Origin of the sequence: Paenibacillus sp. NRS-1781, from assembly GCF_050467745.1 — a bacterium.
GTDB classification, from domain to species: Bacteria; Bacillota; Bacilli; order Paenibacillales; family Paenibacillaceae; genus Paenibacillus; species Paenibacillus terrae_A.
This window is the reverse complement of sequence record NZ_JBITPI010000020.1, coordinates 18710-44389: the sequence shown is the minus strand read 5'-3', so window position 1 is coordinate 44389 and position 25680 is coordinate 18710. Positions and strand designations below refer to the sequence as shown.

The following is a 25680-nucleotide window of genomic DNA, read 5'->3' as shown; positions in this document are numbered from 1 at the left end:
GCTTGGCTAATCTAATAGTAGAGGTGATTGATTGTGTCGTGGTTTGATGGAGATGCTACTTTTCAACTGTTTCCGCAGGAATTAGAGAAACAATTCAATGCTCATGGCTGGAACACGTTTATTAAATACCGGGCCGTAACCGGGAACCCTAGAAATACGGCGACCAAATTCGCTGACGTCCGATTGTTCAGGTCCATGGGCAGTGACGGTCAGATACGTAATTTCGGCATGGCTTTTGGTTACGGTGGAACGGTCAAACAGCCCGGGGAGATGGACTTTATCTCACAAAACTCCATGCTTGGAGAAGCACAACGGGTACAAGGTAGTGACACGCAATTGCAGGTTGTCGTACGGCCTGTAGAGGCGGACTCGGAGATGCTGTATAAGAATGGCGTATTCGTTCAGAAGACAGAATATACCTTTGAGCCTTACAGTGGCGTGTTTAAGCTGAACAAAGCTGCACTGGCAAGCGATCAATTTACCGTATCCTATGCACCTGCTGCTAATGCTCCAAGTCTGCCCAAACGTTTATTTTTCTTTACCTTCGATGATGTACGTTCGGAAAAGATCGTAGAAGCTGTAAATAACGGAGTAAGGGTAGGCGATCCTGAATCCCTTCTTCCTGACGGAGATGGAACTCGTCGAGAATTTAAAATACCTGCTGACACGACCATCAAGGCAGGAAGCGTCCGGTTATATATTAATCAGGTAGAGGTTTCTCCTACCGATTTTACGGTTGACTACGATACCAATACGATTAAAATCCCAACCACGGTTAAGGCGCCGGATGCCGGCAGTGAGCTTCACGCTTCTTATATCAGGGTATTGGCGGGTACAGGAACAGAAATGATTAATTTCGGGGATGTAACTACCCGGAATTTTGACCCGGATTCCGGAACAAGCTTAATGGACGCTGTATACTCCTGCATATACTATATCTATCCTTCGTTGCCAACAGCTTTGTCCTTTACTTCACTGGATAACTATACTCGGGGCTGGCAGCGCGATTCCAGCATATATTATTGGGGAAACTTCAACAAAGACCGTATTGTCATGTTTCTGCGTCCTGACCCTACCTCGGGTCCAGAGAACACATACTTTGCACCACTTTACATTGGCAAAATGACCACGCTTGGCAAATCGCCAAGAAAAAATCACGTTCTGATCTCCGGATGCCGGGAAAAGGACGAAGTGAAATGGAAAAAGGATATGAAGCTGGGTGCCACCTACGTAGACTATGGACTGAATACCTCGAATGGTAACAGCTCCGTACAGCTTCAACAGTCTATTGGCGGAACGTATTATCAGCAGCATTATCTCGCCTTCATTACACATGATAAACAGGTGGATGCGGGTGAGTCCCGTTTCAATCCTTCGGTCTACAGCGGAAAATACCATATTTCTCCTATGTATGTGGTTCATCCCAATGACGGTTTTGTCGGTAAGCTGGATGAATGCTACGCTGTTCATCCGAAAAATATCTCTCAGCTCGACGAGCTGGAGGTCGTAGAAACGACAGATCATGAAATTCTGGGCACAGGTAATGGGAAAAATAAGGTGTTCCATTTATCTCATCAGCCTTCATTAAAAGATGATGGTACACCCTTCAATCTGGTGATCAAAGTCAATTGTGTCGAGGCCAAATTTGGCACGGATTACACATTGGATCTGGAAACCAAGCAAATCATGTTCCTGGACGGTAAAGCACCGAAGGCGGATGAAGAGGTTCTGGCCACCTATGAGTACAAACAGATTTACCGTTATACCTTGGCGGATACACCTGTGAGTCCGTTCACGCTGGCTACCATCAGTCCATTCGCTCCGATCGGCTTGGGTATTCTGAAGGAAACGCTTGTTAAGAACAGTTAACCTACAGGGTTAAAGGAGGTCGGCGGTGACATGCTGGACGGTAAAAAATCTTACCTGATCAGTATCACCGCCCTTTTTTCTAAAAAGGGCTATGAACTGTCATTTGGTACAGACATGATCTTGGATACACAGCGGGATACGCGTTACCATCTGTCTGCTCCTGTGAATAGTACGTACCGAACGCTGAGGCAGGATACGTTAAAGAATGCATCCAAAGCTCCCTATTCCGCTACAAGTTTATTCGGGAGCGATTGGAGAGAGGCAGCGATTGCTGGTGAATTCGAGGGTCAAACCGTGGAAGCCGTTCACTCGACCATTGTATCTTACCTATCCGATATTCACAGGCATTTTAGAGGAGAAATCAGACAGAATGCGCAGCAGCCTTCACGTTCCACAGCGTCAGATGCGCGTTGGAAAATGGGTAGCAAGATCCATTCCATGGAACATGCAGATTCTGTACAGCAGGGATATAGGCAGGAGTCCATTCAGGCTGATTCTATTTTTAATGCGGTGCAGGAAGAAGACGCTGTTTCTGAAATGAGGCAGCAGGTAGAGGCTTCAAGTGATGCATATGAATCCGGGAGGGATTTCTTCATCTATGAGGGACTTCTTGATGCAGGCTCTGGATCTGAGCAGCGTCAGGGTAAACGATCGCCTTCTTCAGAATCTGCAATTCACGGAGAAACGGTGAAGCAGGGAGACAACGTTGAACAACAGACGGTTATTCACCAGATATTTCAGGATCGAGAAGTAGTGGTAGAACAGCAAAACGCGGCAGAAAGCCTTGCGATGGAAACTCTCTTCCAGCCAGCAAGTGAGGCGTTGCGCTATCGAACCGATATTCGGGATGCCCTGATTGAGACATCAGAGTCCAGTGTGAAGGAACAGATTTTGGATTCGGACGAAATCAACGATTTAACAAAAGCCGGGAAGCTTGAACAGGTAGTCGGGACTATTCCCGATGATTTGATAGAGACAGAGGCTAGAGCCAAGGATGATAATGCTCCCATGGAAGCTCGTATGGCGAAGTCCGACAAAAGCAAGGATGTCATCATAGATTGGCAGGTGTCTGTCAATCAGCGCCAATTTAAGGATTCCACCGACGATCATAGCACTGCTGCATCGATGCGTTCTGGCACCGATACTGGACATGAACGAATGAGCGCAACGGAGCTGAACCAAGACAAGTCCATGATGATTCAAGAGTCTGCCACAGGTAATCTTATATATCTTCAAGAGGCTACGGAGTCTCAAGGCATGCTGGCTAAAGAGATCCGCTCTGTATATGGCGAACAAGCGATGGGATGGGTTGAAGCGGGAATGGAAAGTAGCCTGCCAGAGGGCTTGCATCAAGTTGACGTACCAGCCACACCAAGCTCGATTGAAAGTGTAATTCATCGAATGCAGGAGACTTTGAACGGCGGCTCACTGGAGGGGGTTCAAGGGCATTCGATGACAGGAAACATGGAATCATCTAATGGCACGATAGGTGTGCAGACAGAAACGGTTACAAGCGGTCTCACATACTCAGGCCGAGACAGTTTGAACGAGCCTGCGAGCGTGGCTAGCTACAATAATGAACAAGTCTATTCTACCAGTCTAGATCAGTATAGAGCAGCTTCTCCATACGACGACTCTAAAGTTCTGCCAGTGGAGCAGAGCAGTACAGCTTATATTCATGCCTCCACAGATGCCGACAATGAACAATTAGGTTCAGCATTATCTGAACATCACGCAACGTTAGACGACTCTCAGCGTGGAGAGCGGATATATGTCAGTGAAGAAGGAGAGTTGGACGATCTTGGTTCTGCCCGTTTTAGTGGCTTGGAGTTGGATGGGCAGCATGGAGAGTTACTTGCAGCTCATGTTCTGAGAGAAATGATTGCGGAATTCCCTGAAATCAGCAAGATGGCTCGAATGCTCCGAATTATGTACGGTGAGCAAGCGATGGAAATGATTGAAGCAGGCATTGAAAATATTGTGGCAGAGGCTGTGAAGGAAGGGACAACTCAGGCTTCGGTTAATCTAATTACAGATAGCGTCATTCATCATTTGGAAACATCATTGGGTGGTGGTTCGCTGGAAGCTATCCAGATTCGTTCGGATCAAGCCAATATTGAGCATACCGAAGGAACGTTACAAACAAACGCTGAACAAGGAAGCAAGTCTTCCGCTGAAAAGGGACAGCTTACGAATTCCGAATCCGGTAACTCCTATTCTTCCAAAGAAGGTGCGTATCATGCGATGGAACATGCAGAAAGACGCATGTCTACCGAAGCTGAAATCCAAGCGTTGGGTAAAGCACTTATTAGCTCGGATTGTGCGAATGTCATGATACAGGGCACGCAAACAGGCAGGACCTTCTCCAGCACTACAGGTGTTACGGATTCCATGGAACAGGGCGTTCTCCAATCGTTTACGGATGGTGAATACAGTCATTTGGAGAGTGCAGCCATGAGCAGTGGAAACTTTGATGCAACGGAGTCAGGGCCGCTGGAAAGTGCACAGTATATTGGCGAAATGGAAGCGGAGAAAGTCGCGTTGGTTCCGTCGGAACGGATAAGCGCAGAAAGCTTGGAAGCGGAGAAAGTTGCACTGGTTCAGTCAGAGCGAATAAGCGTAGAAAGCATGGAAGCAGAGAAAGTTACGTTGGTTCCATCGGAACGTGTAAGCATTGTGAGCGTGGAAGCCGATCGGCATGAGGTTAAAGCTGGCGAGCTTTTAGAACAGATGAAGGAAGCTGACGTGACTTCATTGGAGCACGCTTTGGTCTATCCGGATATTCAAGCGGGCATTATCCATAGCGGCATTTGTGCTGACAATCAAGAGAATAATCAGCTCTCCGATGCTGTTCTCGTTGACGGAGAGCGAGCAGCCTCTATGGAATCCGTTCGCGAGACGATTACAGATGAGATCGATCAGGCAAACAGTATCATGAGAACGAATGAGGCTGTGATCGAGCAGATGCATGGACAAGGTAACAACGTTGAAAATGTACTTGAAGCCATATGGGTTCACGGGGAAGGCTCCAGTGGTGAAAAGCAGACCTACACGAGTATCCGAGACGATTTTGAAATAGCTACGCCAGGAGATATCAGCAGAATGGTGGATATGCAGGAGTTGGTACAAGGCCAAGCCAACGAAAAAACGTTGGAGGCGGTGATGCCTGCTCATACCGATGCAGAGTCTATTTTAAAAATAGAAGAAACCGACCTGCATGCTATATCTGAAGGAACTCGCAAGAAGAAGGTCATGTCTACAAATATTGAGGATGAACACCAACAAGCTAGCAGAAAGAAAAAGGTAATAAAAACACAGATTACAGATGCAGAAGAGGGTACACGTTTGAAAAAAACAGCTACTGTTCGTATCGAAGCTCCAGAGTCAGCCAAGCGGCATAAAACCCTGAAGACGGTGATTGAGACTCCATCCGAAGCTACGAATCAATCGTTACCGGGCATGCCTAAACGAAAAATATGGATGATTATGGGCAAGATCGCTTCTTGGAACATCTGGAACTGGAAGAAGACAAGGTAGGTGATAGAAATCTCATGGGGATTTACAAGAAATGGAGTGGATTGATTTTTGATGATGCGTTCCTAAGTGGAGAAATCCATTCCCGCTACCAATTATCTCCGACAACGGCTTGTACCCTGGATACAGGCTTGCAGCAGTTAATCATGTCCCACACAGAACCGGAAACCATGCTTTTGTTTGATGCACCAAAGGATGAGCCTACCCTGCTGTTAGAAGTTACTGCTGACTATGTTCCTATTGCATATGGTGACGAGGGGGGGATTGTCATCTGGCAGGATGGCTACCATCGGCTGGAATTCCTGGAGAGTAAGGATACGACAACCCGGGAGTATAGCCGATGGCGGGCAGAGAAAAAGGGCAACCGATGGATTTTTTATGCTGATCGCGGATTGGGGTGGGAGCTATTTGACTCGGCTGATCTGTCGGCTGAAAAAATAGGTGTCCTCTTAAAAAATCCACAGCGTGATGAATATGAAAAACTTCGTTTAGACAGGCTTGTGTTATGTAAAAGCAACAAAATAACGATGGGGAATTTGCCGGAGGGCTATTCCGTGTTTTTATGCGATTCCGACGGATATGCTATTGCTTCCTCTAAAGTAGAGCCCACATGGACAGGGGCTCATCTGGAGCTTCCAACGATGCCCTTTAGCGGAATACTGAGGGTTTATGATGAAAATGGAGTTCTTTTATCGAGCCTTGGGGCAATGGATATGTACGGTGGTGATCTGTATCTGTATGGTACCGATCTTCGTGTGCTGTGGAAGGATAAAGAGCTTAGTTTAAGCGGGGAAACCTACCTGGGCACGATGTATGACAATACCATACAGGTTCAGATGGAGCTATATAATCCCTCAAAAAATAAGAAGGCCGAGCAGATCTCCATGGGTATCCTGAAATATCTGGAGGAATTTGGTTATGAATGGGCGGACTTGAGCCATGATGATGGATCAGATCATCCTCAAGGGGATTATATGCAGCGACTCCCTATGGGAACTCTCCCCCCCGACGGCAAGATGAAATTCTGGATGAGGATAGAGCGCAAAAATGAGCACTTTGGCATCAAGCCTCTTCATTTTATTTTGGATATTACTCATATATAAGGAGGTGTTGGATTTTGGCTGGTACGAAGATGACGTTGCGCAGATATGGAAATGAACTAATCTATTGGAACGAGCAGGAGATTATTGTGGATCAGGCCTACCTGGACAAGAATAAAGACTTGTACATCCGTCTGACACATCCTTATATATTGGGTACAAAGATGCTGGACGTATATCTGAATGGGCAGCATTTGCTGGTTCAGGGTGGATATGAGGAAGTGGACGAAAACACGATTCGTCTCGATTTGGGTACTTATCCGCTGGAGCATCCCTTGGCAGGACAGCACATTCCTCTCGTGATTAATGATGAAATATATATCCGCACCTGGAAGCCTGAGTATCGTCAAGGGGGCGGAAGCGGTATTGATGATCTCAGGTTCAAAAGACTGGAGGAAGAAATTGCATCGGCCCGTAAATATACGGAGCGTGATGTCCAGTTTCACCGCCTAGATGACAGGCTGGATTATATTCAGGAGCGGGCAGAGGTCAAAACGATGGTATTTGTGCTGGAACGAATTCCGCTGGGTCCCTGTAAATATGAAATGAGGTTCCCCTTCGAAGGTAAGATCAGAGAAATATATGCTTCTTGCGGAGTGTACGGGACGAGTAAAAGTGAGTTTTCCATTGAAAAATGCTCACAGTATGACTATGAAACATTGCCGCGATGGACTAATATTTTCAGCCGCAACCTGACCATTCATGCAGGTGAGAAGTCTAGTAATACGAGCAACTTACCCTATGTTCTGTCCGATCCTCTGATTCAAAAAAATGATCATTTTCGTATTTACACTCATGTGGCAGGCGAAGGCTTAAGAGGCCTGACCCTAGAAATTGTCGTTACTATATAAAATAGAAAATAAGGTAAAAATTAATGATTTAAAATAAAATATGACTACAATATCGGATAAGAAGGCATCAAGCAAACTTATACTGCATTCGTAACAAAACATAAAAGAGGATTTTGTAAAATCCCGACAAGGAGAGGTATGTTATGGCAGAAACAAGAGGTATTGCGAGATTTCGTGGTGAACAGTTGAATAACAAGCTGTTGCGGAATCAACATTTTGACGAAGCGAACAAGATTGCAGAGAAGTACATTGACCTCCAGTTTCATAATCACCGTGAAATTTTGGAAGACACCAAGATTGATGTATTTGTACAGGTTAATGAAAAAGCGGTTGCTGGCAGCACACAACTGGATGTATCGGGCGATATCGGTACAAGAGCTGTCTCGACCGGAGCCAAGGTGGAGGGTGTCGTACTGACCGAGAAGGTGCAGCTTCGCGCCGCTGGTACAGATAGCCCGATTGGAGACAGCGATTCTGACGTGGTATACGGTCGTCTTGAAGAAAGTAAAGGCAGCTACCTTTTGAAATTTTATAGTGTAGAAGGGGGCAAAGAGCAGCCTTATACATTTGATGCAAAAGCGGGCAAGATTGATTATCGTTTCGTGATTCGCACGAATTTGTCTGTCATTCCTTCGGATGCGATCATTCAAGGTGGTAGCGGATTCGTGGAAGGGGCCACCGATGCCAAGGCCTATATGAACCTGATTCAGCTGATGAAGGATGTATATGGTTCGACGGGAACGCTGGATAATGACGGTAATTCGAATCTGGGCGTTTCAATTCAAGACCAGATTCGCCAGGAGGTACAAGATCGCATAGATGCGGATCAGGCTATCCGGGATCGGTTGGCGTCTGCTACGGGCGGACAATTGATTGGGGTTGCGACAGATCCGAACTATAGCGGAGTGACTTTACAGTTGGCTCTCAGCCATTTGGCGCAGCGCTTGAAATCTTCTGAGGATTTGATGAATGGAATGAATGACCGGGATGCAGATTCTTCAAATGGTTACTTCAAAGCAGGTGCTTTTGGTCATGCGGAAGGTCGTATTCTTGATTTGGAGAAGGCGGCAGATGCTGCGTTCAAAGCATTAAGTGTGAAAGTGGGCACGATCGAAGCTGCGGATGAAGAAGAGGTATTTGAAGCAGTTGGGGGCGAGACGGAATACACTCTAAAAAAGGGAAAAGCCAAAGACAAAACGGTACGTCTGGCCATCAATGGGCAGCTCCAAACACCAGGTATTAACTTTACCTATATCAAGGATGTCAGCGGATTGATTACAGGCTTTAACTTTACGCCGGATACGTTGAAGGTTGTCGGAGATGTACCGGATGTCTTGTTCATTCAGTATAAAAAGGCTGAATAAGTAATAGCAGCACCCCTTAGAAGCGTGAACGAGTATATGCTCATTCGCAGCAGCTAAGGGGTGTATTTATGTCTACCTCTAAAGAGTTTGTAGGTTTTATTTCCGCAGAATGTTAGTTTTCGATTCTAGTTACTTATATTGAGTATGCCATGAAGAACGTGGCGAAGAGTTTTATTTTATCTTTTCTAAAATGAAGGAGGAAAAAACATGCCAGCACCAGCAGTATCATGGCTTAAAACAGACAACGTAACAACATTGTCAAAATGGGAGATCGGGACGATAGACGCAGGATCTTCTTCTCCATCCCTGGGTGTACTTATTTGGAACAACCGGGGAAATGTAAACACTGACTTCTCTACGATGACCAATTGCACCATTACGACCAAGGATAGCTCAGGTGGGGATAGTGGTGAGCTGGTCCTGAATACATGGATTCAGGTACGTGTGGATAGTATGGCAGAATCCAGCTTTACTTCAATTGGCGGGACAGCGACGAAGGTCATTCAGGCGGGCGGGAACACGGTCAATTCCAAGGGAACCTTTTCGCCGGGAAACAAGGAAATTCTGGGCGTTATCAACGATGGCTCCGTAGGGAACTCCAAAGGCAATTACACACAAGTGACACTACAAGCAAGCGTTCCAGCTACAGCTACGGCAGGAAACGTTAACTTTCTGACACGTGTGGCCTATCAATACGTCTAACAACTGATATCCGATACAATGGGAGGAAGAATATCTATGTTTGCACAATGTAACGGATATTCTCCTGTGTCACAGGATTTTATTTGGCTAGGTGAGTACACGGACGGTACTCACCTTTCTGAGTATGATTTTGTCACTCAGGCAGAAAACAGCTTTTACGCCATTCAAAGAGATAATTTGATTCGCTTTGGCATGGTAGGGCATGGCCAAACCTTTTTTTTTGAAAGTGACGGTATTTTCAAATTAGCTGGCAGGATGGTGGAACTGGTATATTCAACGCCGGACAAAGACTATAACCTGACGGGTAATGTGTTTCAATCCTACAGAGACATTATTTCATATAAGGATGCGGAGGCATCTGGATTACCCAACTACAGTCCTGCCGCCGCTGGAGAAAAAGGTGTAATGAGCAGTACGATTACCCAATTTAATTTTGGATATAAGGCGGCACTTCTGATTGACCATGTTGAATTTCATGTCAAAGCGATCTGTAAGATTCCATTCAACGCACCCGTTCATATGGCATTGAGACTCGTATCCAATACGGAACTGAATGGTAAATTACAGATCAAGGTAAACGGCCTGGTTACACAGGAATTCAGTGCTCCATTAAAACCCGATATCGGAGGTGAATTGAATTGGCTGGTTCAGTAATTCGTAATTATACGATTGAAGTGGATAACATCAATAAAAAGTCAGTTTTCAGTATATACCCATATCCTGTAGAAGTTCTCACTCCAAATGGTTGGGAAAGTATTAAAGAAGAATTTGAAGAGCTGCAGGAAAAAAAGCTGGATGTCAATGATACATTAACACCTGATGAAGAGCAGATGTATCAGGAATATAAGGAATTGGCTGATTCCTTTTACGAGAATAAAATAGCTTCCACGATTATTTTGGATACCGTCGATCCGACGGGAATTGACATCGTAGGCAGAGATCGGGTGCAGCATGTATTGGATGCGGAAACCCGTGAACAGATTCCGTTTGGCCGTGAGTTCGCTTATGTGCATGGAGCCTCCAACCTTAGCGGAACGATTATTTTACCCTATGATGATTATTCGGATGTGTATGTGGTCAGTGATACGGATGAAGACGGTATTGCTGAGTTGGCCTATGTGAAGACGAAGGAAGAGACGGACGGCGTAAGACCCTATTATGAAAAGGTCGATGGTCAGACCTATATTTATGTCGATCATTTCTCCGGTGGTGGTGGTACGCAGGCAGATCCTTATATTGTTTCTACCGAACAGGATTTGGATGATGTACGAAAGAAGCCTGGAGCCTGGTATATGCAGGACAGGGATATTGTCATGGGCAGCTTTCAAACCGGAGAGGGATTTACGCCAATCGGTAGTGGCAGTTCCAATCTCATGTTTACAGGTGTGTATGATGGAAATGGGTATTCAATAAAAAGCTTGTTTATGAATCAGGATAGAAATTATGTTGGTTTATTTGGATATACCAGGTCTGCAACAATACGTAATGTAAGAATGATTGATCCTAGCATCACTAACAAAAAGGGATATACAGGAGCTTTAATAGGCTGTGCAACTGATACTTCAATATATAACTGTAATGTTATTTCAGGAGTAGTAGAAGGTCAGAATGGATATGTTGGTGGGTTAATCGGTTATCTATATCAAGATATCCGTAGTTATTCAGGAAGCTCAATCATTAATTACTCATATAATTATAAGTGTAACGTTCGATCAGCAGGCAATATTGCCGGAGGGTTCATTGGAGATGTAACCCACCAATCTGGATCACTTTCGATAGGATATTGTTACTCTACAGGCACGGTTGAGGATATCACATTAGCTCGGGAAAGAAGCAGTATTGGAGGCTTTATAGGTAATACTAATATTTCTTCTGCAATAACAAATTGTTACTGGGATATAGAAACCTCCGGAATTCAAACAAGTGCAGCAGGCGTAGGGAAATTCACGTTCGAATTAAAGACTATCTCCACATTTGAGAATTGGGATTTCACTATTTATTGGTACATGAGCCAAGATTACAATGGAGGGTATCCTGAGCATCGTCAGTTCATTCGATATCAAAGTGGAGCAGGTACAAAGGCGGATCCTTTCATTATCCTGACGGAGTTTGATCTTTCCCAAATGCGTTGGTTCCGTAATGGATTTTATTTTAAATTTGAAGATGATATCAAAATGACACAATTCCAGGCGGACGCCGGATTTTACCCTATTGGCTTTAATCTTGTGGGGAAAGAGTCATACTTCAAAGGGTATGTTGATGGTGGAGGGCGCTGTGTTGCTAACTTATTCATCTATCGTCCCAATGATCAATTTGTAAGTCTGTTTGGCTACATGATGGGCGGATGGATCAAGAATCTGGATATTATTGATTGTAATGTTACAGGTAATCATTATACGTCGGCATTAGTTGGTCAGCTTTCCAAATCTACTATTAGCAATTGCCATGTCGATACCTTTTCATATTGCAAAGTTACAAGTACAGGAAGTCATGGAGCCGGTTTGGTAGGACAAATAACTACGGATGGAATCGTAGAGGACTGTAGTGTAAATGTAACTGCTACAGGAGTAGATTATTGTGGAGTGTTTGCAGGTTATATAACGGGTAATGGAATGATACGCAGATGCTATGCTTCTGGTAAAGGCGAAAGTACAGGGGATTACTTGGGTGGATTTCTAGGTTACGGTATTAGTTCTTCTATAGTGGAGGATTGCTGTACAGTTGCGGAGTTAAATGGAAAAACGGTGGGTGGATTTGGTGGAAATACGGCTACCCTCTCGATCAGACGGTGCATCGCGTTAGGCAAGGCATTTGCTTCCTCCGGATTGAATGGATTTATTTACACAGGAAGTGGAGTCTTTTCACATAATTACTTTGATAAGGAATTGTATAAGACTACTTCCGGTACAGGGGGATCAGGTCTGACCACCCGTGAAATGAAGTACAGGGGAACCTACTCCAATACGGCCTGGAATTTTGATGATATATGGATCATGGACCCTAAATACAATGACGGTTATCCCGCATTAAGGAAGCTCCTGCCTCTTGATCTACCGTTGCTCGGCTTCCGTAATGAATTTGGTAAATACTATACGGATAATGCAGGAGAGCGGCTGCGTTACCTGGAGTTCGGTACATTAATCGCAAGCCAAACCTCTTCCCCCAAACCAGTATGGTTGCAAAATAATGCTGATTTCCCGGTGAATCAACTTAAAACATGGGTAGATAGTACGACAGTAGCTAAAGGGATGGAAATTGACTTAAGTATGTCGGATACCCCATTTTTGCCTGTTCAGGAATTAGCCTTTAACGGCACATTGGCAAGGGGGAGCGCTGAAAAGCTCTATGTAAGAATCAAGTCGGATATTGCAGTGAAGACGGGTGGAACGTTTGATCTAAGGGCGAAGGCAAGCCCCATGTAATGATGTTCCAATACAATGGAATAGGGCGTGATGTTCATGTTTAGTAAGAGAGGATTAATCCTTTCCCTTCACGCTTCCCTTGCCGATCAAGGTTTGGAGGTTGGCTCCAACTCAAAACCCACTTCGCAATGGTATGATTTGAGTGGTAAAGGAAATCACGGCATACTGAAGGGCTTCCATTTTACGAAAGATGATGGTTGGGGAGGCAGAAACACTCTCGCCGATCCCTATGCCCTGTTTTTTAACGGGACGAGCCATTATATCCAATGTACAGGCGCGGATACCTCTAGGACTGTCGCCAGTGTTACCTTTGAAGTGTGGATATATTATATCGGGGGCAACGTTGTTTTGTCTTCCGGGGGATGGTTGAACGATACCCAGGGCATTTTGGTCATGTTTAACCCTGTGGGGGAATTGGAGCTTCAGGTTGCGACCCGTACGAGAAAAGCATATGCCAACTTAGGGAAGTTACCCAGAAATGAATGGTATCATATTGTTGGCGCATATGACGAAATTACAGGCAATCTATCTACTTTTCTGAACGGCGCTCCTCAGGGAAACGTGCAAGCTGAAATTACTGAACATACCAAACAGCCAGATGGACTTTTTATTGGTAAACACAGTATAGAGGATAGCCAAGGGTTTCGTGGATATATTCCTGTTGTACGGATGTACAATGCTGCGTTAACGATGGATGAAATCGTTACAAACTATATGTCTGGTTACCTTTTGGGGACAGGGCATTCTGACATGCAGATTTATATGAGAGTACCAGAAAGGAAAAATCTCACTGCATCCCTGCAAGTGGGAATTAGCGGGGAAGTTCAAGGGAAGCAGACCATTATTCCTACCGACATGGCTGACATGTCTTCACATATAACCGTTAAAAAGCCTAGTCATATAGTAAGCAATATGCATATTAATACTCATGTTTCTGTAAAAGCGCACTATGCGACCCGCCCTGCGGATCATGATGATGTACAGAGTACTATTGAAGTTAAAGTAGCGGATCATCTTGCAGCCGTGCTGGGTGTTAATACGTCAGGGAAAGCAGCAGTAAAGGCTCGCTACGGTATCCTACCTGCGGATAACAGCGATGTCCAAGGTAGGCTGGCAGTTAAGGTATCCGATCATCTTATTGCCATGCTGAGTGTTAGTTCATCAGCTATAGCAGTAGCCACATACGATGTGAAGCGGCTCATGCCAAATGATTTGCTTTCCAGCCTGAATGTTGTGCAACAGGGATTACCTTCCCGTATATCGGTTCAAGCAAGTACTACCTTAGCCGCCAAATATGATATTCATGCTGCTCAGGAGCAAAACCTCAAAGCTGCAATAGAGGTCCAAAAGCCTAATCATATCACCGGCAGCTTAAAAGTTAAAGCTCAAGCAAGAGTCAGCGGAAGATATCAGGTGCGGGGGATCGAGCCTGCTGACCTCAGCTCCAGCCTGCAAATTAAGTCTATTCATCAAATATATTCATCATTGTCTGTACGAACTCATACTCACTTGGCCGTGAAATATGGTATAGAGTCTCTTGGAGCCGAAGACTTAATCTCCTTCCTGACGGTACCAAGAATATCTGATCTACACAGTAGCATTCTGGTAGGTATCCATACCCGATTAATAGGGCATTACCATATTCGTAAAAGTCATGTTATAGAGCTTTATTCCAGTCTGGAAATTAAGAAAACGGAGAATCTACCTTCATTCTTATCTATTGCGTCCTTTACCCAGTCTACCGGCAGATACCGGATAACTTCTCGGAGTTATGATGATCTTCCGTCTGTAATGACGGTTCGGGAAGTTTCAGATATGACTTCATCTATAGGAGTTGCACCCTATACCTGGATGAAAGGCAGATATGATGTTATCGAGCCTCCAACGTACACGACGATCATGTATTCTAATAAAGATGCTTTTGTTCGTGAGTCTCAGCCCAGATTAAACTATGGTGTTGAGGAACAAATGTATGTCGGATATTCTGCCTCGGCTCAGGAGAGATACAGATCTTATGTTGGCTTTGATTTGAATACAGCTTCTATTCCCAAGAAAAATACGACGATTAAATCTGCCGAGCTCAAAGTATATTTCGATGGTCGCAACGTACCCCTGAAGGGGATACAGCTCATTGAAGCATCCAGGGAATGGACAGAATATGGAGTTACCTGGAAAAACCAACCGTTTCCGTTTGGCTTTAGCAGTCCTAATTCACCCTATGACGGTATAAACATCGTTCATGACGTAGGTGGAGATTCAGGATACATTTCTTTTGATGTGACTGATTCCATTCGTGCATGGCATGAAGGAACAAGACAGAATTTTGGCTATATCCTTAAAGCTCTGGATGAATTTGAAAATGGAAGTATTCGTTTTTTTACCAAGGAGCAAAAATCGTACCGTCCTATATTGAATATTACCTACTATGATACTCGTATCTATAGCTTGGGCAGGAATAGCATAGAAGGTGGCCTTGCTTCTCGTGTAAGTAAGATGTCTCATCTTCCTGCTTCGTTTCGCATCAAACAGTCCTATGGAGCAACGGTTTGGAAGGGAAGCTTGTTTGTCCATAACCAAAGGGAGATCCTGGGCGATATCACAGTGACGGTACCTAACTTTAACGGTAAAGTGTCCGTACGCCGCAAGGATAATCAATCTTTGGAGGCCCGGCTTGTTATTGCTGTTGCACGTGAGAATTCAGTAGACAGTACCCTATCGGTGAATAGAAAAATCGTACCTTCGAATATGTATGTTCTTTACAGGGAGAACCTTGCTTCCGAACTGAGCGTTACCCGCTGGGCAGCTCCGTTTCCCGAGCTTACGGCAACGATTCTTGTCAATCGTAAGGAAACGCTTGGGTCGATCCGTGTAAGAAGGACAGAGCATCAGGATATCTCTTCCGGTATGGAACTGAGTATCCCTAATATATTAGGGAGCATAACCGTCTTTCAGGGAGCAGTAAAGAAAAGCTCTATTGCAGTCCGTAGATCTCGTGAAGCGGATCTGATGGTGGAGGGGCGTATACTTGATAGGCAAGATATGTCTGCGGATATGAATATCCACAATCCTGATTTTTACGGCAGGCTACAAATTGTGTTTAGTAACCTGCTCATATCCGATTTGTCTGTAAGAACAAAAGTGCATTCCAGGCTACCTTCAACGGTCACAATACCGCATTATACTTCTTTGAGATCAAGTATAGCGATCTGGCCGAAAAAAGATGTGCCTTCAAGTCTTACTGTACTTTCAGGGAATTTATGGGCCTCTATATCCATTCCGTACCATAAAAGAATGGATATGCAGTCAAGAATTACAGTGCGGGTTAAGCTCATTTCTGATCTGGAAATTGCAGTAGGAGTAAGATCCGGTAATCTGGGCTCTAACCTAAAGGTTCGAGTGGACAGCCATACGGATCAGTCTTCTCATCTGCGAATCAGACGTAGTCATTTGGACTCTATCTCGAGTGAGCTTTACGTAAAAACTTGGGAGAAATCTGAACTTAAAGGCAGGATTAGTGCACGGAAAAGCCGTGAATCGGATAGATGGTCTCGAATCTCGGTGCGCCTTTCCGATCAGCAGGACTGGGATACCGAACTATCGGTTCGTGTGATAGAACACCATGATCTGAATGCTGAAGTGGGGATTAGGCGGGACGCAGCGTATGATAAATATGGTCGCGTTACCGTTCGACATTCAGAGCAAACAGAGCTTCTATCAGATTTGGGGATTCGGGAACATAGTCACATTACAGGCGATCTAACTGTGAGAAGGACAGCCCAAATAAGCTTGCGAAGTGATATGAGTGTGTGGGAGAAATCCATTGTCACTGGCTTAGTGGTGGTCAGACAGTATCGACAAAATGATCTTCATGGTTCTATGGACATTTGGAAAAGATCTATACTAAAAGGCCAAATTTCCGTGTGGCAGAAATCATTACTACCTGGGGCTATACAGGTTCAGGTGTATGATGAGATGGCTTCCAGCATAGATGTGGCTACAGAATACGGATACTGCTTTATCATGTAAGCTTAACCCCTGCTATTCGTAGCAGGGGTTAAGTTTTACTGATTTTTACTTATATTGAACCTGTGAGGGAAGAAAATAGGCAAAAGGCAGGTGACATGGGCTGGATATAAATGTAATAACCGCAGTTATTGGAGTCATGGGTACGGGCATTTCAGGAGTCATCGGCTACGCCAGCGGTCGTAGCAATAATAAGGTTAAAGAACGAGAGCTATTGTCCAAAGATGAGCAGGCTTTTCGGGTTACTTTAATGGATGCCTTGTCAAGTCATAAGGAGGAAATCCATCGCTTAAGTGAAGAGATAGCTGTACTTCAGACCGAAAATTTAAGCTTGCTTGCAGAAAACAGATCCTTGAATGCGAAGGTAGAGGCATTGGTAGCCAGACTTGAAGGTGGATAGGAAATAGATTTATAGGGAAAGCAAACGGACGTTTGAAATGAAGTACTAATGGAGGCTATCGAGAAACTTCGACAGTTTCCAAAGGGATGTTGGAATAGGTCTTAAGAAACATGTTCAAATTGATTCAAAAGACTTGCTTTTAAAGATGTATACACAAAAAAATGAAACAATATAACCAGATGAAAATAACATCAATCAATGTTAGGAATTGACAAGGTTATATATACCTATTAGAATGAGAACATAAGTTCGTATTTTTAAAAAGAAATATATAAATTGCAACTCTTCTGATAGATATGACGACTAATAGAGTAGAATCCTAAAAAATATATATTCAATTAGGTAAATGGAACTGATTCAAATGTATTACGTATTAAAAAAAGAGCAGGGTAAGATAAAGAAAAAAGTGGAAACTAATTGTCGAATATCGAAATTTGGAAAGGAGTTGTGATACCAGTTTTAAGGAGGGAACAGAGTGAATTGGAACCTATTGAATTAAAATAAACTATTAAATAGGAGAACCGCAATGATAACAACAAATGTTAGCACATTTAACCCAGATACCTTAAATCATATTTTTAACTTTATACTTCGTGGTGTTAACGAGGAGGATCGAGAAGATGTGAAACAGGATTCGATCGTTCAAATTCTGACAGCGATTCACAAAGGGAATATAAAAAAGGATATATCTACGTTTTCGCATACGGTCATTAAACGTTCTGTGGTTGACTATTATCGTAAAAAAAAACGTAAAATTACACAGTTCAGTACAACCGTTAACTTTTGCGATGGCACAGATGAAGAAGGCTCAATGGCCAATTATTACTCGGTTCAAGTGAATGATTACGGATTTAAATTAGCAGACGTGAAAGTAGACTACTTAAGCAGCCGTAACAGATTCACAAAACAGGAGCAACGAATCATAAATTTCATGCTATTCACTGAAGAAGGAATGGATATGAAACCTACAGAAATCGCCCATTATCTTAATATTCATAAATCCCATGCTTGTCGAGCCGTGAAAAAACTAAGAGATCTCTATAAAACAGAGATTGACAAATAAACATTCTGATATACCAGTATCAGAATAAAATCAAATCCAAAAGGAAATAGAAAGGCACTACGCACTGCCCCTTACTATACATTTTTAGTATACATATCTGGCCGAGGCATTGCAAGTGAATGATTCTGAAAATTGAATGAAAATTGTTAAAAAGGAAGGTAGTTTACATGTTGAGTCGCTATATAGTTGGTGGAAGATTAGATCCACCTTTCTATCCTACCAAAACAAGGCCCTGCATAGCAAGTCGCAGGGTTGATATAGATGGTTTAAGAGCTTTAGAAGGTAAAAGAAAGGTAACAGACACCTTTAAGATATCTAATGATCTGGAGTTTTTCGCTATTTCAATAAAGGCGGATGTTATTACCCCTGCCGATTATTGGTCCTTAGTGGTTGATGAAAATGTAATTGTTAACCACGTATATTGTAAAGATTATAGTGAAGGTCTCTATTTTCAGGTAGCTCATCCTGTAAAGGGTGGGCGAGAATTTTGTTTTGAATTTTACACGGAGAGTGCTGACCGCAAAAGAATAGAAGTATCCTATTATTTTTTGACAGACCCGAAGGTTACCCTTCGTCTAAACGGTATAGCGAACCCAAGCTATGATCCTGTTTCTCTACCTGCTGGGTTTAAGGAACAGCAACAGGAACGAGGTTATAGAACATGATCGGTTATATGAATAAATGCCCCCATTGTGGGGCGGAATCTTCTTTTGTTCCTGAAGAAATGGAATGCGATCAATCCCTTGTTCTTTGGTGTAAGCACTGTGGGGATTATATCAATCAGACCCTAACAATGGAATCCCTGAGGAAGTGGTGGGCGAGATACGATGCAGGTGAAGACACATGTAAGCCGCCTGTGAGCAAAGGGATACTGCTTATGTTTGAAAGGCTGGAACAAACGCTAGCAGATGAACCAGACTGTAACCTGAATCGGGTGGAAATCCATCTTAAGGATTTTACAGACTATCGCTATAAATAAACTCTGGAGGAAATGATATGAATCGTGATGATTCCGGCCATACGTATCTCATTAACTATTCAGATAGATAAATTCTAAAAAGGCAGACCGACTACTGGAGTGTGAGTGTGATCAATGTAGAAGGAAATTTATTATGCTGGTATCGTCAGAAAGACGGGGTGAACGGATTGCTCAGTGATACGTATGTACAATTAAGAAAATCTGCTGTGAAGGATATGCATAATATAAAGCTGATCTGTGCGTGTAAAGAGGACAAAGACCTTCTTGGGGAGTTTCTTCAAGAGAATCGGAAATTTATGTTTTCAATTATTATGCGATATAAGGGAAGTATAGAAGAGATAAAAATGAAATTCAAGGTTACTGAAGATGACTTATACCAACATGCATGTATAGGATTGCTAACGGCACTCAAGGATTTCGATATTCATCGAGGAATTAAATTTACAACGTATGTAGTAAGGCCAATTTTATGGGAGGTTAATCAGTTATTATATAGCAACTCTCAAGAGGTAAGACTTAGTCGGGGAGCTATTGATATGATCCGAAGGATGGTAGAAATAGAAGATACACTAGGCTACAGGCCGACAGAGCAAAAAATGGCAAAGCTACTTCAAGTTTCTATAGAACGTTACAGAGAAGTTGCCCAATTCAGTGATGCAATGGAACATTTTGATTCAATAGATAACTTTGAAGCTATAGACAACTCACAAAATAACATGGATGAACATGTAACTAATAAGGTTTATGTTCAACAACTGTTATGTAGTCCTCTATTTACCGAACATGAAAAAACGGTGATGCATTTAATTATGAAAGGAGCTAATAACTCCCGGATCTCTGAAATACTCCACGTATACCCCATGACAATCAGCAGGACGTTAGCACGCATCAGAAAAAAAATAGATAAACACAAACAGGATACTGAGAATATCCCAATTGAAGCTCAATCAAAATACAGAGAAGAAATTAACTTAATTGTAGAGATGAGTAAAGAACATAAACAGGTCTTGAATGTAACAGACATTACTGATGTACTTAAAATATCCGGCTATGATATTTCAAAGTATTCAAAACGTGTTCTTTACTATATCCGCAAAAAAGCAAAATTAGCTATATAAAGTATAGCAAAGTTAAACGAAAATCACAACTGCTCTCGAACGGTATTAGAAAGGAGGGTAAAAAAGCCCATGCAGTTTTCAGCATGAGCTTTAAAGTGAAACAAGATATCAAACTTATCCCAGTACCGTTAGCTCTTTCGGAAAAGAGGTCAGTACTTCTACTCCGTCAGAGGTGACCAGAACGTCATCTTCAATCCGCACACCGCCGAGGTCTGGCACGTAGATGCCGGGTTCTATGGTGAACACGAAGCCCTCATGAAGCAGGTCTTCATTGCCGCCATGCACAGACGGATATTCGTGAACGCTCATGCCAAGGCCGTGTCCAACCCGATGGTTAAAGGCGGGACCATACCCGGCAGCGTCTACAACTGCACGAGCTGCCTGGTCTACCGACGCGCAGGATACACCCGGACGAATGGCGGCAATACCAGCCTCGTTTGAGCGGAGTACCGTCTGATAGATCGTCTCCAGCTCAGCTGACAGCTTGCCGAAAGCAAAAGTGCGCGTAATGTCTGAGGCGTAGCCATCTGAATATACGCCCATATCAAACATGAGCAAATCGCCGTGTTGCAGCTTGCGTGTGCCTGGAACGCCATGAGGCAGCGCTGTTTTGGGTCCGGACAGCACCGTAGTGTCAAAGGACGGGCCATCTGCGCCGATTTTCTTCATCTGGTATTCAATTTCGGCTACCAGCTCGACTTCTGTCACGCCTTCACGCACATGGGTCAGGCCGTGGCGAAGCGCGTCCTCCACCAATTGTGCGGCATGTTTCAGACGTCGTACTTCCTCAGGTGTTTTTCTTACGCGCATGTCCTGGAGCACAGGGCCCAGATCCACATATTGAGCCGCACCAATGGCCGTATGTAGCTGCTCGTAGCGGAGTACAGAGACGTGTTCCTTTTCCAAGGCAAACACCTTCACCCCAGTACCTACGCGCTGGCGCAGCAGATCATATGGATTGTCTGTATCTGTGTGGGTGGAGATGCGAGTCACGGAAGAAGCAGCGTGGGCCGCTTCTGCATCCAGTGCAGGCACGATTAGTTCAGGCTCCTCATCCCGAAGCAGTACCAGGCCAAGAAATCGCTCATGCGGCTCACTGGCAAAGCCAGTCAGGTAGTAGATATGCTTGGGATCGGTGACGAGCAATCCGTCCCATGACTGTGACTTCAATTCATCATACAGCCGGGTTATTTTATCATTCATGCAGATTCAACCCTTTCTATTCATGGATTCATTATAACGCTTATTACATATTTGTTTATAGATCTGACTACTTTAGTCTCGTTCCTGACTTAATGTCTGTAGACGTGCCTGTACATTTTGATCATAAAAACCTCCATGGTAGCACAGCACCTTCTCGACATCCAATACAGTCAGTTTAACGAGGCTTTCCAAGGCCAGTGGCATATCCGGTGTAGCCGATTCAGCAGGCCCGACCAGTTCGCCTTCAACTACACGCAGCTCGTCCGCCGCCAAAAGCAGCTTTTGCGCCGGCGCATACAAGCTGATATGCCCCGGCGTGTGACCAGGTGTATGGATAATCTGTATTCCCCCACCGTAAGGAAGATGCTCACTGTCTTCAAGGGCATGGGCAAAGCGCAAGTCCGGCAGGCGGCGAATCATATCCTCGGCTTGCCCCTTGAGCACAGTATCCATCTGATTGATTCGTTCCGGTGTCAGCTTCACAAACGGCCGATCCCCTGTCATATAAGGAATATCATCCTTATGAGCCAAAAGAGCGGTATTCGGCAGCAAGTCCAGCAGTGCATGAACATTTCCGATATGATCCATGTCCTGATGCGTTAAAATAATTCGCTTCAGGTGGCTGATATCCTCTCCCACATCTGCAATAGCCTTGCGCAATGGTTCCAATTGGCCTAGCATCCCCGTGTCAATGAGTGTAAGCCCGTCCTCATCCTTAAGCAGTACAGGATAAATCGTCGTCTTTCCAAAGAAGGATTCCATAGGTACTTCCAAAATCAAAATCTGGGTTCCAATATTCATATAAGCTGCTTCAGAATCCTGTGAACTCCGAAGCCCACCTCCTGTCTCTTATTGTTTAATGGGTCGACCAACCTTTGAGGCTTTTGCTTTTCATCAAGCTCTATTATAGAACCCTTTACATCCGAACCGCAAAAAACAACTCCATATGGCTGTTCGGGCGCTTGTCTTGTACAATGAAATAAATTAACAGAGCAGGAGGCGGGTACAAACGATGAATAGGGACCAATCTTTTTCCATTGAATTTGCGCGCAGGAAGGATCTTCCGGCTATTGTGGGCATTTATAATTCCACTATTGCAGGACGAATGGTAACGGCAGATTTGGAGCCCGTGACAGTGGAGAGCCGTATCCCATGGTTTGAGGCTCATGAAGAAGACCATCGACCTTTGTGGGTTCTGAGACATAAAGAGGAGATTATAGGGTGGGCCAGCCTTCAGTCTTTTTACGGACGTCCAGCTTATAACGGTACGGCGGAAATCAGTATTTATGTCCATGAAGATTCTCGTGGAACTGGTGCAGGAAGCCGTATGGTGCAGCACGTACTGAATGCATGCCCTGGGCTTGGAATTACGACGCTGTTGGGATTTGTATTCGGTCACAACAAGCCAAGTATCGGCTTGCTGCAGAAATTCGGTTTTGAGCAATGGGGTTATTATCCGCGTGTTGCGGTGCTAGACAGCATAGAGCGGGATTTGGCTATTCTGGGTAAACGAGTGGATGTTGAGGATAAATAGACGAACAAACATTGTTATAAAGTGGAGCATGAAAAAAAGATGTTGCCTATCCCCATTGCTTAACGCTGTGGTTTAAAACGGATGTTGCGAAAAATTTGATTGAGCACCTCAGACAGCACCAAGCCGACAGCAATGGCACCTGCGATCATCAGCGTACTCATAGCAAGCTCCAGGGCCTTAGGATAATTATGTTGTACAAACTGTCGCATCGCATTGTAGGCCATTCCCCCCGGGACGAGCGGAATCATGCCTGCCACGCTGAAAATAATAACGGGCATTTTGTACAGTCTGGCCAAGCTCTGGCTGATGATCCCGATCAGAACCGTTGCCAACAGGCTGGCGATCACAGGTCCCATGCTGTCTGTCGTCCAATAATAGACGAGCCAGCCCAACATGCCGACGAAGCCGCATTGTAGCAGTGAATGTCGGGGAGCATGGAAAAGAATGCCGAAAGCAGCGGTAGCAATAAAGCTTGTGAATAATTGTGCAAGCATAAGCTTGGATCTCCCCCGAATCACATATATGAAATGATAACCGCAACGCCAGCCCCAATGCCAAAGGACGTCAAGCAAGCGTCAGCGCCCTTGGAAATACCCGAAACGAGGTGTCCGGCCATCAAATCCCGAATGGCATTAGTAATTAATAAGCCCGGCACCAACGGCATAACGGAGCCAATAATGATTTTGTCCATCATCTGGCCCCAGCCTGCAACTGTCAGTAAGGCCGCCAGCAAGCCGATTAGAAAAGATGCCGAAAATTCTGAGAAAAACTTAACCTTAACGAGTCTGTGAAAATATTGCACGGCTGCTAAGCCAGCCCCGCCACAGAGAATGGCTGCAGGGAAGTCTCGCCAGACCCCGCCAAACATAATCATGAAGCAGCCGCTCGCCAAGGCCGCAGCCATCAGCTGCACGCGATTGGAATAGCGGAGAGGACCACGTTCAATCTTGGACAGCTCCGTAACTGCTGCGCGGGGTGACAGGTCACCCCGACTTATTTGACGTGAAATCGCGTTAACCTCTACTACCTTGTGCAAATCGGTGGTCCGCTCCGCAATCCGGATCAGCTTGGCAGGCTCCGAGTCGTTAATGGCAAAAAAAATCCCGGTCGGTGTCACATAGCTATGGGACTGGGATATGCCGTAGGCTAAGGCAATGCGGGACATCGTATCTTCGACACGATAGGTTTCGGCTCCATTTTGCATCATGAGCTTGCCTGCCAGCAGACAAACCTCGATGATCTCAGGGGTAGGATGGGAATGATTATTCATGCTCGCTCTCTTTCATTCGTACCGGGCCGTCTGGCCGTATTATTTGTTTATATTGTAGCACAAAAACCCGCCCTTTCAGAGGCGGTTGTGTGGGAAATAAGAAGGAATCCGTCAAGATTCCATCGTATCGGGAATAACTGTATAGTAGGACTCTTCCAAATGTGTTGCAGCCTCAGACAAGCCCATGGATCTAAGCTGTCCTGCTACAAAAACACGAAGGGCAGAATGGGTGAACAGATGGCGTGTTTGAGCATCCCGAATAAAGGCCAATCTCGCTTCACGCGAAGCGTTGCGGAATAAATCACGAACCGTTTCACCTTGTTTATCCCAATGAAAGGGCTCTGCCACGCTTAAAAGAGCACTCTTCATATAGGAACGCTGTTTTGTGGAAGAAGGAAATGCCGGAATGCCCAAGCCGTTCAATGTAGGGGCAGCTTCGTTTTGCTTGCGCTCGGTTCGCAAACTGTCGATGTAGGCAGCCATATCCTGAATCGGTTGAACACCGAAGCGCTCCCGAAAGGATTCCCGCACAAACGCAGTGCGTTCATCTACGGCCTGAGGCGGCCGTTGTCCTGTATGTCCTGTATAATCCTGTCCACTAGCGTAGTAGCGCTTTAATGAACTATTGTCTGTATAAACAACACTTAAAAAATCCTGCAAGTGGCGGGCAACCACCCATACACCTGTCCAGTCAACAGGGGATATGCACACAATGGGAGCCTGCGAAAGATCCTTTACAAGTCCAAAATCCGTTAAAAAGCCGTAATGTATTCCGTCCACGCCTGCGTGGGCAAAAGGAATCACATCCGGTGGTGTAGCCATATATCGTGGCGCGCGGCCATGCTCCATAATTAATCCCAAATCGAAACTCAGAGAATGCCGGTTCGCTTCAAGCTCCTGTTCAAATTTTATAATTGCCTCAATCAAAGGTGTAGCTGATCCGTAGGCAGGGTTAGAACCGGGAATCATCGTGTATGCCTCCTTATCCAAGTACATCCATAAAGCGTTCATCCCTAAAAGGTACGTGATTTTACACGAAATGTAAACCTGTATGCTGAATCTTTTCAAAAATGTGACCTTTTACCCGTGTGCTATGGAATAAACCGCCTTTCGGGGTAAAACAGGGCGAGATACCTATTTTGATACGTACAGAAGTAAAGTGAGTTTATGGAAAAGATGTATTTTCAGTTTATGACCGCCACGGTGAAGTGTGAATGCGGGAATGGATTCGAGCTATGGATGACCAAG

General features: G+C 44.6%; 20 protein-coding genes. 15 read left to right on the top strand and 5 right to left on the bottom strand.

The window, feature by feature from the left end; translation table 11 throughout:
- Window positions 1-33: 33 nt before the first annotated feature.
- From ACIFO6_RS07605 to ACIFO6_RS07540, 14 genes are all read left to right on the top strand, one after another.
- Window positions 34-1869: a hypothetical protein gene (locus tag ACIFO6_RS07605; protein WP_430039628.1), complete on the top strand. Its 1836-nt coding sequence runs from the start codon at window positions 34-36 to the stop codon at window positions 1867-1869.
- A gap of 30 nt (window positions 1870-1899) precedes the next feature.
- Window positions 1900-5406 carry a hypothetical protein gene (locus tag ACIFO6_RS07600; protein ID WP_430039625.1) on the top strand — a complete coding sequence of 1169 codons (3507 nt, stop codon included), beginning with the start codon at window positions 1900-1902 and terminating at the stop codon, window positions 5404-5406.
- Between the two features lie 14 nt (window positions 5407-5420).
- Entirely contained in the window at window positions 5421-6506 is a 1086-nt protein-coding gene (locus tag ACIFO6_RS07595) for a cell adhesion protein (protein WP_430039745.1), read from the top strand.
- A 14-nt stretch (window positions 6507-6520) separates the two neighbouring features.
- Window positions 6521-7354: a hypothetical protein gene (locus tag ACIFO6_RS07590; RefSeq protein ID WP_430039622.1), complete on the top strand. Its 834-nt coding sequence runs from the start codon at window positions 6521-6523 to the stop codon at window positions 7352-7354.
- Window positions 7355-7497: 143 nt separating this feature from the next.
- Window positions 7498-8718 (top strand): hypothetical protein, encoded by a 1221-nt coding sequence (locus tag ACIFO6_RS07585; protein ID WP_430039620.1) that lies wholly within the window; start codon window positions 7498-7500, stop codon window positions 8716-8718.
- Window positions 8719-8925: 207 nt separating this feature from the next.
- Window positions 8926-9420: a hypothetical protein gene (locus ACIFO6_RS07580; protein ID WP_025682889.1), complete on the top strand. Its 495-nt coding sequence runs from the start codon at window positions 8926-8928 to the stop codon at window positions 9418-9420.
- Window positions 9421-9456: 36 nt separating this feature from the next.
- Window positions 9457-10074: a hypothetical protein gene (locus ACIFO6_RS07575; protein WP_430039617.1), complete on the top strand. Its 618-nt coding sequence runs from the start codon at window positions 9457-9459 to the stop codon at window positions 10072-10074.
- Window positions 10059-12842 (top strand): filamentous hemagglutinin, encoded by a 2784-nt coding sequence (locus ACIFO6_RS07570; protein ID WP_430039615.1) that lies wholly within the window; start codon window positions 10059-10061, stop codon window positions 12840-12842. Before ACIFO6_RS07575 ends, ACIFO6_RS07570 begins: the two co-directional genes overlap by 16 nt.
- Before the next feature lie 36 nt (window positions 12843-12878).
- Window positions 12879-16868 carry a DNRLRE domain-containing protein gene (locus ACIFO6_RS07565; RefSeq protein ID WP_430039612.1) on the top strand — a complete coding sequence of 1330 codons (3990 nt, stop codon included), beginning with the start codon at window positions 12879-12881 and terminating at the stop codon, window positions 16866-16868.
- A 136-nt stretch (window positions 16869-17004) separates the two neighbouring features.
- Window positions 17005-17265 carry a hypothetical protein gene (locus tag ACIFO6_RS07560; RefSeq protein ID WP_430039609.1) on the top strand — a complete coding sequence of 87 codons (261 nt, stop codon included), beginning with the start codon at window positions 17005-17007 and terminating at the stop codon, window positions 17263-17265.
- A 526-nt stretch (window positions 17266-17791) separates the two neighbouring features.
- On the top strand, window positions 17792-18328 hold the full coding sequence (locus ACIFO6_RS07555) for a sigma-70 family RNA polymerase sigma factor (RefSeq protein WP_430039606.1): 537 nt from the start codon (window positions 17792-17794) through the stop codon (window positions 18326-18328).
- 167 nt (window positions 18329-18495) lie between these two features.
- On the top strand, window positions 18496-18993 hold the full coding sequence (locus ACIFO6_RS07550) for a hypothetical protein (RefSeq protein ID WP_430039603.1): 498 nt from the start codon (window positions 18496-18498) through the stop codon (window positions 18991-18993).
- Between the two features lie 191 nt (window positions 18994-19184).
- On the top strand, window positions 19185-19307 hold the full coding sequence (locus ACIFO6_RS07545) for a hypothetical protein (protein WP_430039601.1): 123 nt from the start codon (window positions 19185-19187) through the stop codon (window positions 19305-19307).
- Between the two features lie 107 nt (window positions 19308-19414).
- A complete protein-coding gene (locus ACIFO6_RS07540; RefSeq protein WP_430039599.1) occupies window positions 19415-20425 on the top strand; it encodes a sigma-70 family RNA polymerase sigma factor in 1011 nt (336 codons plus the stop codon).
- A gap of 114 nt (window positions 20426-20539) precedes the next feature.
- Here the strand turns inward: ACIFO6_RS07540 and ACIFO6_RS07535 are convergent, their stop codons facing one another.
- Together ACIFO6_RS07535 and ACIFO6_RS07530 are read right to left on the bottom strand one after the other, a co-directional pair.
- Window positions 20540-21628: a M24 family metallopeptidase gene (locus ACIFO6_RS07535; RefSeq protein ID WP_430039597.1), complete on the bottom strand. Its 1089-nt coding sequence runs from the start codon at window positions 21626-21628 to the stop codon at window positions 20540-20542.
- A 72-nt stretch (window positions 21629-21700) separates the two neighbouring features.
- Window positions 21701-22429 carry an MBL fold metallo-hydrolase gene (locus ACIFO6_RS07530; RefSeq protein WP_430039594.1) on the bottom strand — a complete coding sequence of 243 codons (729 nt, stop codon included), beginning with the start codon at window positions 22427-22429 and terminating at the stop codon, window positions 21701-21703.
- A 211-nt stretch (window positions 22430-22640) separates the two neighbouring features.
- Between ACIFO6_RS07530 and ACIFO6_RS07525 the strand changes: the two genes are divergently transcribed.
- The gene (locus ACIFO6_RS07525) at window positions 22641-23162 is read left to right on the top strand and encodes an N-acetyltransferase family protein (protein ID WP_430039591.1); all 522 of its coding nucleotides are present in this window, start codon (window positions 22641-22643) and stop codon (window positions 23160-23162) included.
- Between the two features lie 59 nt (window positions 23163-23221).
- On the opposite strand, the gene ACIFO6_RS07520 is transcribed toward ACIFO6_RS07525, so the two are convergent.
- The 3 genes from ACIFO6_RS07520 to ACIFO6_RS07510 all read right to left on the bottom strand — a co-directional run bounded on the left by ACIFO6_RS07520 (window position 23222) and on the right by ACIFO6_RS07510 (window position 25401).
- Window positions 23222-23656, bottom strand: a complete 435-nt coding sequence (locus ACIFO6_RS07520) for a threonine/serine exporter family protein (protein WP_430039588.1) — start codon at window positions 23654-23656, stop codon at window positions 23222-23224.
- A 20-nt stretch (window positions 23657-23676) separates the two neighbouring features.
- On the bottom strand, window positions 23677-24432 hold the full coding sequence (locus tag ACIFO6_RS07515) for a threonine/serine exporter family protein (protein WP_430039586.1): 756 nt from the start codon (window positions 24430-24432) through the stop codon (window positions 23677-23679).
- 111 nt (window positions 24433-24543) lie between these two features.
- A complete protein-coding gene (locus ACIFO6_RS07510; protein WP_430039584.1) occupies window positions 24544-25401 on the bottom strand; it encodes a hypothetical protein in 858 nt (285 codons plus the stop codon).
- Between the last annotated feature and the right edge of the window lie 279 nt (window positions 25402-25680).